This is a genomic window from Microbacterium saperdae (assembly GCF_006716345.1).
GTDB lineage: Bacteria > Actinomycetota > Actinomycetes > Actinomycetales > Microbacteriaceae > Microbacterium > Microbacterium saperdae.
Genome location: NZ_VFOX01000001.1, coordinates 194,730 through 209,799, shown reverse-complemented (window position 1 = coordinate 209,799; position 15,070 = coordinate 194,730). Strand labels below are relative to the sequence as shown.

Annotated in this window: 16 protein-coding genes; 5 read left to right on the top strand and 11 right to left on the bottom strand. The window is 69.4% G+C overall.

The genetic code is table 11. The features are described from left to right. Window positions 1-9: 9 nt before the first annotated feature. Window positions 10-1,317, bottom strand: a complete 1,308-nt coding sequence (locus FB560_RS00970) for an MFS transporter (protein WP_141870654.1) — start codon at window positions 1,315-1,317, stop codon at window positions 10-12. A 149-nt stretch (window positions 1,318-1,466) separates the two neighbouring features. On the opposite strand from FB560_RS00970, the gene FB560_RS00965 reads away from it, so the two are divergent. Further along, complete coding sequence (locus FB560_RS00965) at window positions 1,467-2,039, top strand: TetR/AcrR family transcriptional regulator (RefSeq protein ID WP_141870653.1); 573 nt, start codon at window positions 1,467-1,469, stop codon at window positions 2,037-2,039. A gap of 5 nt (window positions 2,040-2,044) precedes the next feature. Here the strand turns inward: FB560_RS00965 and FB560_RS00960 are convergent, their stop codons facing one another. From FB560_RS00960 to FB560_RS00940, 5 genes are all read right to left on the bottom strand, one after another. Next, a complete protein-coding gene (locus FB560_RS00960) occupies window positions 2,045-2,992 on the bottom strand; it encodes a DNA-methyltransferase (RefSeq protein WP_229673379.1) in 948 nt (315 codons plus the stop codon). 56 nt (window positions 2,993-3,048) lie between these two features. Next, a complete protein-coding gene (locus tag FB560_RS00955) occupies window positions 3,049-4,098 on the bottom strand; it encodes a lipoyl protein ligase domain-containing protein (RefSeq protein WP_141870651.1) in 1,050 nt (349 codons plus the stop codon). Between the two features lie 44 nt (window positions 4,099-4,142). Next, window positions 4,143-4,880, bottom strand: a complete 738-nt coding sequence (locus tag FB560_RS00950) for a DUF1684 domain-containing protein (protein WP_141870650.1) — start codon at window positions 4,878-4,880, stop codon at window positions 4,143-4,145. 177 nt (window positions 4,881-5,057) lie between these two features. Continuing rightward, on the bottom strand, window positions 5,058-5,924 hold the full coding sequence (locus tag FB560_RS00945) for an alpha/beta fold hydrolase (protein WP_141870649.1): 867 nt from the start codon (window positions 5,922-5,924) through the stop codon (window positions 5,058-5,060). Window positions 5,925-5,956: 32 nt separating this feature from the next. Then, window positions 5,957-6,694, bottom strand: a complete 738-nt coding sequence (locus FB560_RS00940) for a copper homeostasis protein CutC (protein WP_141870648.1) — start codon at window positions 6,692-6,694, stop codon at window positions 5,957-5,959. An 82-nt stretch (window positions 6,695-6,776) separates the two neighbouring features. Here FB560_RS00940 and FB560_RS00935 point away from each other — a divergent pair, with 82 nt between their 5' ends. The 4 genes from FB560_RS00935 to FB560_RS00920 all read left to right on the top strand — a co-directional run bounded on the left by FB560_RS00935 (window position 6,777) and on the right by FB560_RS00920 (window position 10,893). After that, window positions 6,777-7,217, top strand: a complete 441-nt coding sequence (locus tag FB560_RS00935; protein ID WP_141870647.1) for a MarR family winged helix-turn-helix transcriptional regulator — start codon at window positions 6,777-6,779, stop codon at window positions 7,215-7,217. Between the two features lie 5 nt (window positions 7,218-7,222). Next, the gene (locus tag FB560_RS00930) at window positions 7,223-8,551 is read left to right on the top strand and encodes an MFS transporter (RefSeq protein WP_141870646.1); all 1,329 of its coding nucleotides are present in this window, start codon (window positions 7,223-7,225) and stop codon (window positions 8,549-8,551) included. A gap of 138 nt (window positions 8,552-8,689) precedes the next feature. Beyond that, window positions 8,690-10,495, top strand: coding sequence for a BCCT family transporter (locus FB560_RS00925; RefSeq protein WP_229673375.1), 1,806 nt, complete (start codon window positions 8,690-8,692; stop codon window positions 10,493-10,495). A 62-nt stretch (window positions 10,496-10,557) separates the two neighbouring features. Further along, the gene (locus FB560_RS00920) at window positions 10,558-10,893 is read left to right on the top strand and encodes a hypothetical protein (RefSeq protein WP_141870644.1); all 336 of its coding nucleotides are present in this window, start codon (window positions 10,558-10,560) and stop codon (window positions 10,891-10,893) included. 141 nt (window positions 10,894-11,034) lie between these two features. Here FB560_RS00920 and rocD read toward each other — a convergent pair whose 3' ends face one another. The 5 genes from rocD to FB560_RS00895 form a co-directional block, all read right to left on the bottom strand. Further along, window positions 11,035-12,237: an ornithine--oxo-acid transaminase gene (rocD, locus tag FB560_RS00915; RefSeq protein WP_141870643.1), complete on the bottom strand. Its 1,203-nt coding sequence runs from the start codon at window positions 12,235-12,237 to the stop codon at window positions 11,035-11,037. A gap of 1 nt (window position 12,238) precedes the next feature. Beyond that, window positions 12,239-13,150, bottom strand: a complete 912-nt coding sequence (gene ddaH, locus FB560_RS00910; RefSeq protein ID WP_141870642.1) for a dimethylargininase — start codon at window positions 13,148-13,150, stop codon at window positions 12,239-12,241. Between the two features lie 175 nt (window positions 13,151-13,325). Continuing rightward, on the bottom strand, window positions 13,326-14,324 hold the full coding sequence (locus FB560_RS00905) for an NAD(P)-dependent alcohol dehydrogenase (protein ID WP_141870641.1): 999 nt from the start codon (window positions 14,322-14,324) through the stop codon (window positions 13,326-13,328). Between the two features lies 1 nt (window position 14,325). Continuing rightward, window positions 14,326-14,541: a helix-turn-helix transcriptional regulator gene (locus FB560_RS00900; RefSeq protein WP_141870640.1), complete on the bottom strand. Its 216-nt coding sequence runs from the start codon at window positions 14,539-14,541 to the stop codon at window positions 14,326-14,328. Beyond that, window positions 14,541-14,975 (bottom strand): hypothetical protein, encoded by a 435-nt coding sequence (locus FB560_RS00895; RefSeq protein WP_141873057.1) that lies wholly within the window; start codon window positions 14,973-14,975, stop codon window positions 14,541-14,543. Before FB560_RS00895 ends, FB560_RS00900 begins: the two co-directional genes overlap by 1 nt. Between the last annotated feature and the right edge of the window lie 95 nt (window positions 14,976-15,070).

Sequence of the window (15,070 nt, the reverse complement as noted above, 5' to 3'; positions counted from 1 at the left end):
TCGTGAACATCAGCGCACTCCCTTGATCGGCGCGGTCGCGACGGCGGCGAGGATCACGAACACGATCGCGAACACGAAGAGCGTCGCATAGCCGCCGAGAGCCGTGATGATGATGCCGCCGATCGCGGGGCTCAGCGCCTGCGGCACGTTGGTGGCGACGTTCAGGATGCCGAGATCCTTGCCCGCGGACACGCCCTCGTTCGGCAGCACCTCGGTCATCAGCGCGGCATCCACCGACATGTAGAGCCCGAAGCCGATGCCGTTGATGACGCTCATCAGGATCATTCCGGTCATGTTGGGCTGGAGCAGCGGCATCGCGAGGCCGACCACCATGACCACCGACGCCGCATAGATGAACACCTTGCGCCGCCCCACCTTGTCGCTCCACCACCCGGAGAGCGCGATCGCAATGAGCGTCGGGATGAAGGCGACCAGGGTCAGGGTGACGACCGCACCCTGGGCATCCGCGAGCGGCATCCCGATGTAGTCGGTGAGCATGTAGAGCTGGTAGGCGCTGACGACGAAGTAGCCGAGGATCAGCAGGAAACGGGCGGCGAACGCCCAGGCGAAGTCGGGGTGGCGGCGCGGGTCGATCCAGAATCCGCGGAAGAACGCGCCCCAGCGGAACGGATCGACCGCGGCCTCCTTCGACGACCAGTCCCGATTGACGAGCGCGAACAGCACGGCCGCCACGATCACGGCCCCGCCGAACACGGCGTACCCGATGCCGAGCTGCGCCGCGAAGGCACCGGCGAGCATGATGCCGACGGTCATCCCGAGCTGCGTGCCCAGGCCGATCATGGCGCTCGCCCCGCCGCGCTGGGCCCGTGGGAACCGGTCGGCGGTGATGGCGGTGAGCGGCGCCTGGAAGAAGTTGAGGGCGACCTGGATGACGACCCAGAACACCGTGATCCACAGGATGTCGCGCAGCGATCCCAACCCGAACAGGAAGATCCCGCCGATGATCGCCCCGAGCACCATCCACGGCACCCGGCGACCGAAGCGTGAGCGTGTGCGGTCGCTGAGCGCTCCCACAATCGGCTGGGCGAACAGCGTGAAGACGAATGAGATCGTGGTGACGAGGCCGAGGTTGGCCACCTTGTTCTGCTCGTCGATGAGGAGCACCTGGCTGGGCAGCAGGATCGCGATCAGTCCGCCGTAGGTGGCGAACAGCGTCAGCGAGGCCAGGAGCAGGCTGGGCAGCAGGCGCCGGTTCGCCGGAGGACTGGCGGCCGGTTCGCCCGCGGCAGGCGGGACGGAACGGATGGCGCCGGTGGGCGCGAGATCGGTGGCGGGATCGAGAGGGGATACGGACATGTCGGCTCCTCGTTGAGCGGATTCAGGACCAATACCAAACGTTGTTCGGGATTCAACGCACATCGTGACAGATCAACGGACGCGGACGCAAGTGATTCACGAACATCGTTTGGTTTTCGAGATCCCGCACGCACGGATACGCTGGGGCCATGGCGACACGGGGGGCGTACGCGAAGGGCGTGGTCAAGCGCGAGGAGATCCTCGAGGCCGCCCTCGCCGTCGTCGCCGAGCACGGCTACCGCAAGGCATCCGTACGCGAGATCGCGGATGCCGCCGGCCTCAGCCCGGCGGGCCTGCTGCACTACTTCGGCACCAAGGAGGAGCTGTTCGTCGCGATCCTCCGGGCCCGCGACGACCGGGACGAGCAGGAGTACGCCGGAGAGGACGTGGTGCAGGCGTTCCTCGCCGTCACGCGCCACAACGCCTCCGTGCCAGGACTCGTGCAGCTCTACGCGCAGCTCGCCGCCGAGGCGGGCGACCCCGAACACCCCGCACACGCGTACTTCCGCGAACGCACCGCCCGCGTGGAGGACTTCACCCGCGCCCAGGTCGCCGCCGACCAACAGGCAGGGCTGCTGCGCGACGACCTCGACCCCGCCTGGATCGTGCGCACCATGCATGCCCTGGCCGACGGGCTGCAGTCCGCGTGGATGCTCGACCCCTCACTCGACATGGCCGGCGAGATCGAGCAGTTCCTGGTGCTGCTGCGCCCCTCGCACTGAGTGGCTCAGCCCAGCGTCGTCACCTCGGCGTGCGGCATCCGCTCGCGCATCACGCGGACCGCTTCCGGATTGTCGTCGACCAGCACCGCGTCGCGGCCCAGGGCCGACGCCACCGCACCGGTCGTGCCGCTTCCCGCGAAGAGGTCGAGCACGCGGTCGCCGGGGCGACTGGAGGCGCGGATGATCCGGCGGAGGATCCCCTCAGGTTTCTGCGTGGGGTATCCGGTCTTCTCGCGGCCCGTGGTGGGGACGATCGTGTGCCACCAGACGTCGGTCGGCAGCTTGCCGCGCGCTGCCTTCTCGGGCGTCACGAGGCCCGGCGCCATGTACGGCTCCCGATCGATCTCATCGGCGTTGAAGACGTACGACCGCGGGTTCTTCACGTAGACCAGGATCGTGTCGTGCTTGGTGGGCCAGCGCCGCCGCGACTTCGCCCCGTAGTCGTAGGCCCAGATGAGCTCGTTGAGGAACGAGTCGCGACCGAACACGGCGTCGAGCATGACCTTGGCGTAGTGGGCCTCGCGGTAGTCGAGGTGCAGGTACAGGGTGCCGTCATCGGCGAGCAGCCGCCAGGCCTCCTCGAGCCTCGGCATCAGGAAGGTGCCGTAGTCGTCGAAGCGGTCGTCATAGGTGCGCAGCATGCCCCGCACCCGCTCATAGGCGTGGCCGTGGAAGCCGTGGCGGATCTCGGTCTCGCCGGCGGTCTCGGCGGCTTCCGCTCCAGAACTCCGGAGATCTGCGGCTGATTCGCCAGCTTCGGCCCCATCTGCCGCCGGAGCGCTCGGTTCTTCCGGAGTTGTGGAGGTCCGCCTCGCGGTCACCACCTGCCGCTCCTGCGTACGGCCGGTGTTGAACGGCGGATCGAGGTAGATCAGGGTGAAGGATGCCGCGGGCAGGGTCGCGGCCGCGGCGAGGTTGTCACCCTCGATGATCGTGACAGCACCGGGCGTCAGCTCCGGGGCCTCCGCGCCGTCCGCCTCGGGGGGTCCTGAGCCTGTCGAAGGATCGGTCACGGGACCCGGTGCAGCCACGCGTCGGTGGCGAACTTCGACTCCACCAGCGCCTCGGCGGCGGCATACTCCTCGGCGCTGATCGCTCCGGTCTCGGCATCCGTCAGCGAGCGGAAGGTGCCGATGAAGCGCTCGATGATCTCGGCGCGGGTGAGTCCGGTCTGGCTGCGCAGCGGATCCACGCGCTTCGCCGCAGACGTGGTGCCCTTGTCGCTCAGCTTCTCGCGCCCGATGCGCAGCACCTCGGTCATCATCTGACCGTCGATGTCGTAGGAGAGAGTCGCGTGGTGCAGCACTCCCCCGTTCGCGAGGCGCTTCTGCGCGGCACCGCCGATCTTGCCCGTCGGGCTCGCGATGTCGTTGAGCGGCTGGTAGACCGCGTCGATCCCGAGCGAGCGCAGCGCCTGCAGCACCCAGTCGTCGAGGAAGGCGTAGGAGTCGGCGAAGGTCATGCCCGCGACCAGCGACGCCGGCACATAGAGCGAGTAGGTGATGATCTGCCCTGCCGCCATGAGCATCGCCCCGCCGCCGGAGATCCGGCGCACGACATCGAATCCGTGGCGGGCCGCCCCCTCCGGGTCGACCTCGTTGCGGTACGACTGGAAGGAGCCGATCACCACGGCGGACTCGTCCCACTCCCAGATGCGCAGGGTGGGACGGCGACGCCCCTCGCCCACGCGTGCCGTGAGCACCTCGTCGAGCGCGAGGTTCATGCGCGGAGAGACGGCCTTGTCATGCACGATCTCCCAGTCGAAATCGCGCCAGCCCGGGGCGGTCACGAGTGCGCGGCGCACGGCCGTGCCGACCGCATCGGGGGTGAACCCGAGCAGCTGGGCCCCCGCGGGCAGGGCCTCGCGCACGGCGGTGGCGATGGCGGTGGCATCCGTCTCGACCGGCAGCCCCGTCACCGCGGCGTTGATGTCGTCGAGCGCGGAGTCCGGCTCGAGGAAGAAGTCGCCGGCGAGGCGGAATCGCGCGATCCTGCCGTCCTCGACATCCAGGTCGACGACGACGAGCTTTCCCCCTGGGACCTTGTATTCACCGTGCACGGTTCCAGCTTAAGTCCGCGAGGCCTCGACAGCCCGGTCCGGCGTCAGCGTCCCAGCACCACCGCGCGCTCTCCGGCGCGGATCGGCACCGTGTAGCGGTTGCCCTCCGGGGGCAGCGGGCACACGAACTGGTCGGAGAATGCGCACGGCGGCAGATACGCCCTGTTGAAGTCGATCACCGCCGTCCCGTCGGCCTCCGGTTCGTCGATGGGCAGGAACCGAAACCGATAGGTCTCCCGCCCGTTGGTCCCGTCGCCGAACACCGCGCTCAGCGCCCCCTGCGCATTGCGGGTGACCGTCAGCTCGTGCTCCTTCTCGCGCAGAGTGAAGCGCAGGCGACCGGCGAGGGGAGACTCGTGCGCCGCGCCGTCGACCGTGGTGATCGTGACCTGTTCCCCCGGTGTCGGCTCGAATGTCGCCGGCACCCGCCACGCGCGATCGGGCCGGTAGGCGTCGATCCCGCTGAAGCGCTCCCGCTCCAACCGTCCGGGGTTGTAGACGCGCAGCGCGACCGTGCCGTTGCGCGTGAACCGTCGCAACTCTCGCCGGCCGAGCCGCAGCGTCTGCACTCCACGGAGCGCGACGCTCTCACCGGTCTGCCCGAGATCGCTGCCGCGGATGCCACCGTCCTCGGTGAGCGCCCAGAGGCCGGGGATGCCGTCGACGGCGGCCGGCTCGGTGATGAGCCAGTTGGTCGACTCGAGCGCCGCCGGCCCGTACTCCGCGCCCGCATAGCGCTCGCGCGACGTGTGCCAGTCCTGCCAGTCCTTCTCGAAACTCATCGGAGCAGTTCCCTCCCGTGCGAGGGCACCGCTCGGGGGACCTCACCTCGCTCGTCCGCGGAATGATGCCCCGAATCTATGCGGCAGCTGAGCGCACCTTCGAGGGGAACGTCATGCGGCTTCACCGGCTGTCATGCGCGTTCATCGTGCGTAACACGGCGACGCCGGGGAACCCGATCAGTCGCGCGGCGGGAGATGCGTGTCGAGCCAGGAGAGCACGTCGGCGCGCACCTCGGCCTGCTGCAGTTCGTTGAAGATCTCGTGCCGCGCGTCCGGGTACACCAGCGTCGTGACGTCGGTGAAGCCGGAGCGGGTGCGGTACTCCTCGGCGAGCTTGTGCACGCTGCGCGGTCCGCCGACAGGGTCGTCGCGCCCGACCAGGAGCAGCAGCGGGATGTCGTGGCCCTTCGCGGCCAGGTCCTTCGCCGGCCGCCCGTAGAGCTTCGCGGCCTCGACCGGACCGAAGAGCTTGAGCAGCGGCACATCGGTGGTCAACGGGTCGTTCTCGAAGGAGTCCCACACCGCGGGGTCGCGGCTGAGCCACTCGAACCCGGTCGCGTCCGGACCCGCCCACCGGGCGTTCAGCGGCGCCGCGTTCAGCGAGCCGGGCATGCGCAGCGCAGAGCCGGAGAGGATGACAGCGTCCCAGGCGTCAGGGTGATCGTTGACGAGCATCTGCGCGAGGAACGAACCCCACGAGTGACCGAGCAGCACGAGAGGGAGGTCGGGGTTCTCGCCACGGATGATGCCGGTCAGCTGCCAGACCGCTTCTTCCGCCGCACGCAGCCCACCCTTGCCGAGCCTGCCGAGCTTGGCAGGACCCTCATGCTGACGGATGCCCGTGCGACCGTGTCCTCGGTGGTCGTCGGCGTAGACCGTGAACCCCGCGCCGGTGAGCGCGGCGATCAGTGCGCCGTAGCGCCCAGCGTGCTCGCCGACGCCGTGCAGCAGCTGCACGATCCCGCGCGGCGTACCCTCCGCCGGGTGGACGTCATAGACGATGGCGATGCCGTGGGCATCCGTGAATTCTCGCGTATCCGTCACGCTGAGAGCCTACCCATGGAGGAGAGGACCGGCTACAGACCGAGCGCCGCCCGCACACCGAGCGCGATGTCGCGATCCGTGACCTCATACCCTCCGACGCCGTCGGAGGCGGAGCCCATCCGCACCCCGCCGTCTTCGCGCACCGCGCGCTTGGCGGAGAAGTGCAGGGCGTCGACGCCGATTGCGGCGAGTGCGGGGGCCGTGGCGGCATCCACGCCGCTGCCGGCCATGATCTCGATCTCGCCCTCGGCCGCGGCGACGAGCGCGCGCAGGGTGTCGATGCCGTCGATCGCAGCCGAGGCGCCTCCCGAGGTGAGCACGCGACGCAGGCCGAGACTCCGCGCGGCCGCGAGCGTGGCCAGCGGATCCGCCGTCACGTCGATGGCCCGGTGGAGTGTCACGGACGCTCCACCGGCGGCGTCGCGCAGGCGGGTCATCGCGTCGCTGTCGAGGCGCCCCTCCGCGTCGAGCGCGCCGATGACGACACCGGCGGCGCCGGAGGCGAGCGCCAGGCGCACATCGCGCTCGGCGACCACGAGCTCATCGGCGTCGTAGTGGAACCCTCCGGCGCGCGGCCGGATCAGCACGTGCACCTCGGGGCCGGAGTCGCCCGCGGTCTCGACCGCGAGCTCGACCGTGGCCTGCGACGGGGTGAGCCCACCCAGCGCGAGGGCGGTCGCGAGCTCGACGCGCACGGCGCCGACCTCCGTGGCGATGCGGACGCCTGCGGGGTCCTGTACGGCGAGTTCCAAGGCGAGAGTTCGGGTCACGCCCTCCATTCTGCCCGGTGCGCGCCGCGTCGACGGCATCCGCCTTCCCCTGCGCAGAAAGATTAGATAGGCTATCTAAGTAATGTCTGCGTCTGAAGAATTCCTCCACCTCACGGCCACAGACCTGCGCATGGCCACTTTCCGTCTGGCCCGTCGGCTCCGATCCGCCCGTGCCGCCGACGCCATGAGCGATGCTCAGCTCGCCGTGCTCGCGACGCTGCGCATGCACGGCCGCCGCACGATCTCCGCTCTCGCCGAGCACGAGCGCGTCGCGGCGCCATCGATGACCAGCACGGTCGACGGCCTCGAGAAGCAGGGCTTCGTGGTGCGCACCCCCGATGAGGACGATCGTCGCCGCGTGCAGGTCGACATCACCGAGACCGGCACCGAGATCGTGGTCGAGACCATCCGCCGCCGCGATGAGCTGCTCGCCGACATGCTCCGCGAACTCGACTACACCGAGGAGGAGCTCGAGACGCTGCGCACGGCGAGCGCCCTGATGCGGCGGGTGACCGACCGATGAGCGCCATGTTCCGTTCCTTCGCGAACATCAACTACCGCATCTGGTTCGCCGGTGCCCTGGTCTCCAACGTCGGCGGCTGGATGCAGGCGACCGCCCAGGACTGGGTCGTGCTCACCGAGCTGACCGACAACGACGCGACCGCCATGGGCATCACGATGGCGCTGCAGTTCGGTCCGCCTCTGGTGCTCGTCAGTCTCACCGGCTGGGTGGCCGACCGGTTCGAGCGGCGCCGCATCCTGCTCACGACGCAGACCGCACTGCTCGGGCTCGCGATCGCGGTGGGCGTGCTGCTGCTCAACGGTCTGATGACCCTGCCGATGATGTTCTGCTTCGCCCTCGGCTTCGGCGTCGTGAACGCCTTCGATGCACCGGCGCGCCAGGCGTTCGTCTCCGACATGGTCTCCACGGGCGACACCTCCAACGCGGTCGCGCTGAACTCCGCATCCTTCAACCTGGCCCGCATGATCGGGCCGGCCGTCGGCGGACTGCTGATCGTCGCGATCGGCTCCGGGTGGGTGTTCATCGTCAATGCGGCGACCTTCCTCGCGATGATCCTCGCCCTGGCGATGCTGCGCACGAGCCTGCTCGCGCCCCGCCCGAAGCACCGCAACCGCGGGGGCCTCGCGGCCGGGTTCCGCTACGTCTGGGGGCGCAGCGACCTGCGCGTCGTGTTCGTGACCGTGTTCCTGATCGGCGCCTTCGGCATGAACTTCCCGATCTTCGCCTCGACGATGGCCATCGAGTTCGGCTCCGGCGCAGACGGCTACGGCGTGCTCAGCTCGATCCTCGCGATCGGGTCGCTGGCCGGAGCCCTGCTCGCCGCCCGCCGCGACCGTGCCCGCGTGCGCGTGGTGATCTTCGCGGCGGGCGGATTCGGCATCGCCGCGTTCGTGTCGTCCGCGATGCCCAGCTATGCCGCCTACGCCGTGACCCTGATGTTCACCGGCTTCATGATCGTGACCCTGCTGACCACGGCCAACGGCTACGTGCAGATGACCACCGACCCCGCCCTGCGCGGCCGCGTGCTCGCCCTGTACATGGCCGTGATCATGGGCTCGACGCCGGTCGGCGCGCCGATCGCCGGATGGGTCGCCGACGCGTTCGGCCCGCGCGCGGCCATCATGCTGGGCGGTACGGCCGGCCTCATCGCCTGCGCGATCGGTGCGATCTGGGTGTTCACCTCCGGGCGGCTGCATCGCGACGAGAACCGCCGATTCCTGCTCACACTCGACGAGACGCGACCGCTCAGCATCATCGACGAGGTCGACCCCGTGGAGTTCAGCGACGAGGCCGCCGTGACCACTCCGATCCGCTCCGCGCGACCCAAGGACTGACCGCCGGCGCGTCAGCGATATACCGTTGACGCATGAGCGGACCGGAGAACACGCCCCAGCCGTCGGATGCCGGACCCTCGGATCCCGTCTCCACGGACACCGCAGCGGGCGAGACATCCCGCCGTTCGCTGCCCCCCCGTGCAGCGCTGGGTCTTCTGGCCCGCGACGGTCATCATCGTCGCCTTCGTCGCCTTCACGCTCGCCGCCCCTCATCTCGCCGAGGCGCTGTTCGGGGCGATCCAGACGACGATCGTCAACGCCTTCAACTGGTACTACGTGCTGATCGCCGCGTTCTTCGTCGCGTTCAGCCTGTACCTGGGCTTCAGCCGCTTCGGCGACATCAAGCTCGGCCGGGATGACGACGAGCCGGAGTTCTCGCTCATGTCGTGGTTCTCGCTGCTGTTCGCCGCGGGTATGGGCATCGGCCTGGTGTTCTACGGCGTGAGCGAACCCCTCACGCACTTCGCGACCCCGCGCCCCGGCGTCACCGGGACACCGGAACAGCTCGCGCAGGCCGCGCTGGGCCAGACCTACCTGCACTGGGGCGTGCACGCCTGGTCGATCTACGTCGTGATCGGCCTCGCCCTGGCTTACGCCATCCACCGCCGCAGGCGTCCGATCTCGATCCGCTGGACCCTCGAGCCGCTGCTCGGCAAGCGCGTCGAGGGAGGGTGGGGCCACGCGATCGATGTGATCGCCCTGGTCGGCACGCTGTTCGGCGTCGCGACCTCGCTCGGACTCGGCGTGATCCAGATCAGCGCCGGACTCAGTGCCGCAGGACTGGCGAAGCCCGACCAGACCACGCAGGTCATCATCATCCTGATCATCTCGGTCTTCGTGCTGATGTCCGTGCTCTCGGGCGTCACCAAGGGCATGAAGTGGCTGTCGAACGCCAACCTCGTCATGGCGGGACTGCTCGTGCTGTATCTGCTGGCCGTCGGTCCCACCGAGTTCCTGCTGCGCGAGTTCGTGCAGTCGATCGGCTATTACGTGCAGAACTTCGTCGGCCTCTCGTTCAACGTCAGCGCGTTCCAGGGAACCGCGGGTGAGGAGTGGCAGGCGCAGTGGACCTCGTTCTACTGGGGCTGGTGGATCTCGTGGGCGCCGTTCGTCGGCATCTTCATCGCCCGCATCTCCAAGGGGCGCACGGTGCGTGAGTTCGTCGCCGGCGTCATCCTGGTGCCGACCCTGCTCGGCATCCTGTGGTTCGCGGTACTGGGCGGATCGGCCCTCGCGATCGAGCTGCAGTCGCCCGGCACGCTGACCGGACCCGACGGCACCGTCGATCTGCAGGGCGCGCTGTTCGGACTGCTCGAGCACGTGCCGGGCAGCACGATCGTGAGCCTGGGCGCCGTGCTGCTGATCGCGATCTTCTTCGTGACCTCCGCCGACTCCGGCGCGCTCGTGATGGGCATGATCGCGACCGGCGGCCAGCAGAACCCGAAGCGCTGGATCCGCACGTTCTTCGTCGCGGTCACCGCCGCCCTCGCGATCGCCCTGCTGCTCGCCGGCGGCCTGACCGCGCTGCAGACCGCCGCGATCACGATCGCGCTGCCGTTCAGCGTCGTGATGCTGCTGATCTGCTGGTCGACGGTCGTCGCCTTCACCCGCGAGCGACGCGCCTACGCCCGTGCGGAGCGCGCGCAGCTGATCGACAAGATCGGCGACTACTACGGTCTCGAGGTCGAGTCGCGCGACGAACGAGGAGTGCTCGGGGCGCAGCCGCGGTGGATGCGCTCGCTGCAGCGCCGACTCGGTCTGCCCGTCGCCCCGACCACGCCGATCCGGATCCCCGCACACCTGTTGAACACCGAATCGAAGGCGGATGCCGGGCCGGCCACGCTCGACGTCGACGACCTCGTGTCGTCGGATGAGCTCTCGGGATACGACGATCCGGATGTGCCTTCGCACGGCGAGGACGAGTCGCCCCAGTACCCGCGCTGAGCCGTTCGGGCGTGGTGTCAAGGGGGTGCGCGACCCCGGCGTCACGGACGTACGTTCACGTCATGACTGAGAACAACGACACCACACCCCACCCCCAGGACCCCGCAGAAGGGGCATCCGACGTCGACGGCACCCAGGAGCATGACCCGCAGGGCGGCAGCCAGGGCGGCGCACTGCAGGGCGACAGCTCGCACGGCGACTCTCCGCACGGCGCGATCCAGGGCGACGCCGGCCACGGCCACTCCCCCGACGGTGCGATCCAGGGCGACGCGAGCCGCGACGACGACACCCCCGCCCCGCTCGGCGGCGACGAGACGACCGAGGAGCAGCTGCAGGCCGACAACCCCGCCGAAGAGGACACGCTCAAGCTGCTCGACCCCGACAATCCGCCGGCCTGAGTCCCGGCGCCGGCCTGCCTCCTGAACCGGCCTTCCGTTTTTCGGAGGAAGTGAAGAATCGCGGAGGAATCCTCACGATTCGTCCGCGATTCTTGATCAGGGCCGCAAAGTTCACCCGACGGCTCCGGATGGATGCAGGGCCTACGCCCCGAGAACCACCCGCAACTGCTCCACAGCCCAGTCGAGCTCGGTCGCGCGGATCACGAGCGGTGGCGCGATGCGGATGGTCTGTCCGTGCGTGTCCTTCACGAGGACCCCGCGATCGAGCAGCTTCTCTGCGATCTCTCGCCCGCTGCCCTTGGCGGGGTCGATGTCGACGCCGGCCCAGAGTCCGGCGATGCGCACCGCCGTGACGCCGTGTCCGATGAGCGGCTGCAGACCCTGGTCGAGGTGTGCACCGAGAGCACGGGCGCGCTCCTGGAACTCCCCCGACTCGAGCATCTCGACGACGCGCAGCCCCACGGCCGCCGCGAGCGGGTTGCCCCCGAAGGTCGAGCCGTGCTCGCCGGGACGGATGACACCGAGCACGTCCTCGTCGCCGACGACCGCCGACACCGGGAGGATGCCGCCGCCGAGCGCCTTGCCGAGCAGGTACAGATCGGGCACCACGCCCTCACGGTCGCAGGCGAAGGTCTCGCCGACGCGGCCGAGCCCCGCCTGGATCTCGTCGGCGATGAAGAGCACGTTCTTCTCGTCGCAGATCTCGCGGATGCGGCGCAGGTACCCCTCCGGCGGGATCACGACGCCGGCTTCGCCCTGGATCGGCTCGATCAGCACGGCTGCCGTGTCATCCGTGATGGCCGCGGCGATGGCATCCGCGTCCCCGTAGGGCACGATGTCGAAGCCGGGCGTGTACGGGCCGAAGCCCTCTCGGGCCGACTCGTCGTCGCTGAAGCTGATGATCGTGGTGGTGCGACCGTGGAAGTTGCCTGCCGCGACGATGATCCGGGCCCGGCCGTCGGCGATGCCCTTGACCCGGTAACCCCAGGCGCGCGCGACCTTGATGCCGGTCTCGACCGCCTCGGCGCCCGTGTTCATGGGCAGCACGAGATCCTTGCCGCAGAGCTTCGCGAGAGCGGCGGCGAACGGCTCGAGCCGGTCGCTCTCGAACGCACGGCTGGTGAGCGTGACCCGGCCGAGCTGCTCGGTGAGCGCGGCGACGAGGGCAGGGTGCCGGTGCCCGAAGTTCACCGCGGAGTACGCGGCGAGCAGGTCGAGGTAGCGCTTGCCCTCGACATCCGTCACCCAGGCGCCGTCCCCGCGGGCGATGTTGACGGGTAGCGGGTGGTAGTTGTGCGCGACGTGTCCTGCGTCTCGCTTCGCTCGCTCGGGAGTCGCAGTCATGTCACTCACCGGTTCCTGAGCGAGGAGCGGAGCGACGAGACGAAGGGCGCAGCTCGAGCGTGCAGCACTTGATGCCGCCGCCGCCGAGCAGCAGCTCGGAGAGGTCCACCATGATCGGGTTGTAGCCGCGCTCGCGCAGCTGCGCCTCGAAGCCCTTCGCGCGGGGCGAGATGACCACGTTGTAGCCGTCGCTCGCGGAGTTCAGCCCGAAGACCGAGCCGTCCTCGTCCGACACCAGGATCGCGTCGGGGAAGCGCTCCTCGAGGATCGCGCGACTCGCGTCGTCGAAGGCGCCGGGAAGGTAGGCGATGTTGGCGTGCTCCGGTCCGCCGTTCTCGACGCCCTGCACCGGATCGAGCACCGCGATCGCCGTGTCGAGGTGGTAGAAGCGCGGGTCGACCAGGTTCAGCGAGACGACCTCGCGGCCGAAGACCTCGCCCACCTCGCGGTGGCTGTCGCCGGTCGAGCGGAAGCCCGTGCCGGCGAGGATCACGTCGCCGACGAGCAGGAAGTCGCCTTCGCCCTCGTTGACCTCTTCCGGGATGACGGTGTCATAGCCGGCGCTGCGGAACCAGTCCGCGAAAGCCGGAGCCTCGCCGGCGCGCTCGACGAAGCGGAACTTCGGCACGTAGGCGCGGCCGTCGATCAGGAAGCCGCCGTTCGCGGTGTAGACCATGTCGGGGTAGTCGGCCAGCGGATCGATCAGCTCGACCTCGTGCCCGAGCTCGAGGTACAGGTCGTGGAGCTTCTGCCACTGCGCGACGGCCTTGGCGGTGTCGGTCGGCTTCGTCGGCTCCATCCATGGGTTGATCGTGTAGCTGACGGTGAAGTGCTCGGGGCGGCACATCAGGTAGCGGCGGTGGTGCGCGGTGCGCGCGGGTGTTGAGGTGACGGTGGTCTCAGGCATCGACATGGGTGCTCCTCGAGGAACTGTTCCGGCGGACGCTGTCCAGGGGCCCGACGGTCCTTCGACCCGCCGCTCGTTCAGAGCCGGCGGCGGGGAAGATGCGACTCGGGCACGCCACGCTCCATTGTGTCATCCGCCCGCTGTGCGACGCCAGGGTGTCGCGGCACGGCTCTCCGGACGGCTATGCGGCGCGCACGACCACCTTGCCGACCGTGTGACCGGCCTCGATGTGGGCGAGGGCGGCGGATGCCTCGGCGAACGCGTACTCACGCTCGATCACCGGCACGATGCGCCCCTCGGCCGTCAGCTCGAGCAGCGTGCGCAGCACCTCCGGCCTGGTCGTCGCGGTCAGCGGACGGATGCGTCGGCGCGAGCCGATCGACAGGAACGCGGCCTTCAGCATCCGCGGTATCGGTCCGAGCACGTGGCCGCCGTCGCCGGTCGCCAGCACGACGGTGCCGCCGGGAGCGACCAGTCGCTGCAGCGCGCGCAGCGGCACCCCGCCGGCGATGTCGATGACCGCGTCGAAGTGCGCGGTGGGCAGCTCCGAGAGCGGATGCGTGCGGTGGTCGAGCGTGCGCACCGCGCCGAGCCGCTCGACGAGCGGGGCGTTGCGGGCACCGCATGTCGCCCAGACCTCGGCACCTCGGAGCGCGGCCAGCTGCACCGCGAAGGTCCCGACGCCTCCGGATGCTCCGATGATCAGCACGCGCGGCGCGGTGGCCGCGGTGAGTCCGACGCCGGCCAGGTCGAGCGCCTGCCACGCGGTGCCGCCGGCGATCGGCAGGCAGGCGGCGGGCTCCGGGGCGATGTCGGCCGGCCGTGGCACCAGTCGGGATGCGGCGACCGTGGCGTAGGGTGCGAGCCCGCCGCCGCCGGAGAGCTCCCCGATGACCTCTTCGCCGACCTCGGCGCCGACCACATCCGGGCCGACCGCGACGACCGTGCCCGCGACATCCATGCCGCGCACCGGATACTTCGGCCGCGTGAGACCGAAGATCGGACGCACGAGCAGCGGATCCCCGAGCATCAGGCGCACGTCGCCCGCGTTCAGCGCGGTCGCTCTCACCTTCAGCAGCACCTCCCCGCGGCGCGGAGCGGGGACGGGGATCTGGGCGAGCGTCGTGCCGGCGGAGGGCCCGTAGGCCTCCCCGCGCCAGGCGGACTTCATCTCGGTCATGTCAGTGCTCCGGGTACTGGAAGAGGTCGTCGATCCCCACACCGAAGGCGCGGGCGATCTGGAACGCGAGCTCGAGGGTCGGAGAGTACTTCTCCTGCTCGATCGCGATGAGGGTCTGCCGGGTCACCCCGACGGTGCGGGCGAGCTCGGCCTGCGTGAGGCCCGCGGCCTCGCGATGCTGGCGGATGCTGTTGGAGACGAGAGTCGGCTTGACCATCACACCAGGCCCCGACGGTAGGCGATGACACGGGCGATACCGCCGACGAGCGCCGCGACCGCGAATCCGGCGTACATGGTGTTCGCGATCCAGAACACATCGGCACCCACCGCGCACAGCGCGATCACCCCGAGCCCCGCGATCACCACGAAGGCCTGTTCGACGCGGCCGCCCATGCGGCTGATGTCGCGGTCGCGGATGTCGGAGCGACCAACGCCGTCCGGGTCCTTGGCACCGGCGATCATGCCCCACACGATGCTGAGCACGATCGTCGCCACGATGCTCGCGCCGATGACCCACAGCATGAGGGGGAACCAGTCGACATCGGTCAGCGGTCCTCCCCCGGCCTGTCGGAGCACCAGCACGACGTAGACGATCATCGAGATCGGACTCACGATGAGCCCCGCCCAGGCGTTGCGTTCCTCGTAGACCATGACGACCTCCGTGTAAAGAATTATTGACACGCTCACTGTACGTCGCCGTGCAGCCGGATGTCAACAATTCTTTACACGCGCTGTGTTTCTTCGCG

Bases quoted from the DNA above. Each gene is read 5' to 3' on its own strand.
- ddaH (WP_141870642.1), bottom strand. From the start codon at position 13,150: ATGTCGATGCCTGAGACCACCGTCACCTCAACACCCGCGCGCACCGCG.
- FB560_RS00970 (WP_141870654.1), bottom strand. From the start codon at position 1,317: ATGTCCGTATCCCCTCTCGATCCCGCCACCGATCTCGCGCCCACCGGC.
- FB560_RS00895 (WP_141873057.1), bottom strand. From the start codon at position 14,975: ATGGTCTACGAGGAACGCAACGCCTGGGCGGGGCTCATCGTGAGTCCG.
- FB560_RS00920 (WP_141870644.1), top strand. From the start codon at position 10,558: ATGACTGAGAACAACGACACCACACCCCACCCCCAGGACCCCGCAGAA.
- FB560_RS00900 (WP_141870640.1), bottom strand. From the start codon at position 14,541: ATGGTCAAGCCGACTCTCGTCTCCAACAGCATCCGCCAGCATCGCGAG.
- rocD (WP_141870643.1), bottom strand. From the start codon at position 12,237: ATGACTGCGACTCCCGAGCGAGCGAAGCGAGACGCAGGACACGTCGCG.
- FB560_RS00930 (WP_141870646.1), top strand. From the start codon at position 7,223: ATGTTCCGTTCCTTCGCGAACATCAACTACCGCATCTGGTTCGCCGGT.
- FB560_RS00950 (WP_141870650.1), bottom strand. From the start codon at position 4,880: ATGAGTTTCGAGAAGGACTGGCAGGACTGGCACACGTCGCGCGAGCGC.
- FB560_RS00965 (WP_141870653.1), top strand. From the start codon at position 1,467: ATGGCGACACGGGGGGCGTACGCGAAGGGCGTGGTCAAGCGCGAGGAG.
- FB560_RS00935 (WP_141870647.1), top strand. From the start codon at position 6,777: ATGTCTGCGTCTGAAGAATTCCTCCACCTCACGGCCACAGACCTGCGC.
- FB560_RS00905 (WP_141870641.1), bottom strand. From the start codon at position 14,324: ATGACCGAGATGAAGTCCGCCTGGCGCGGGGAGGCCTACGGGCCCTCC.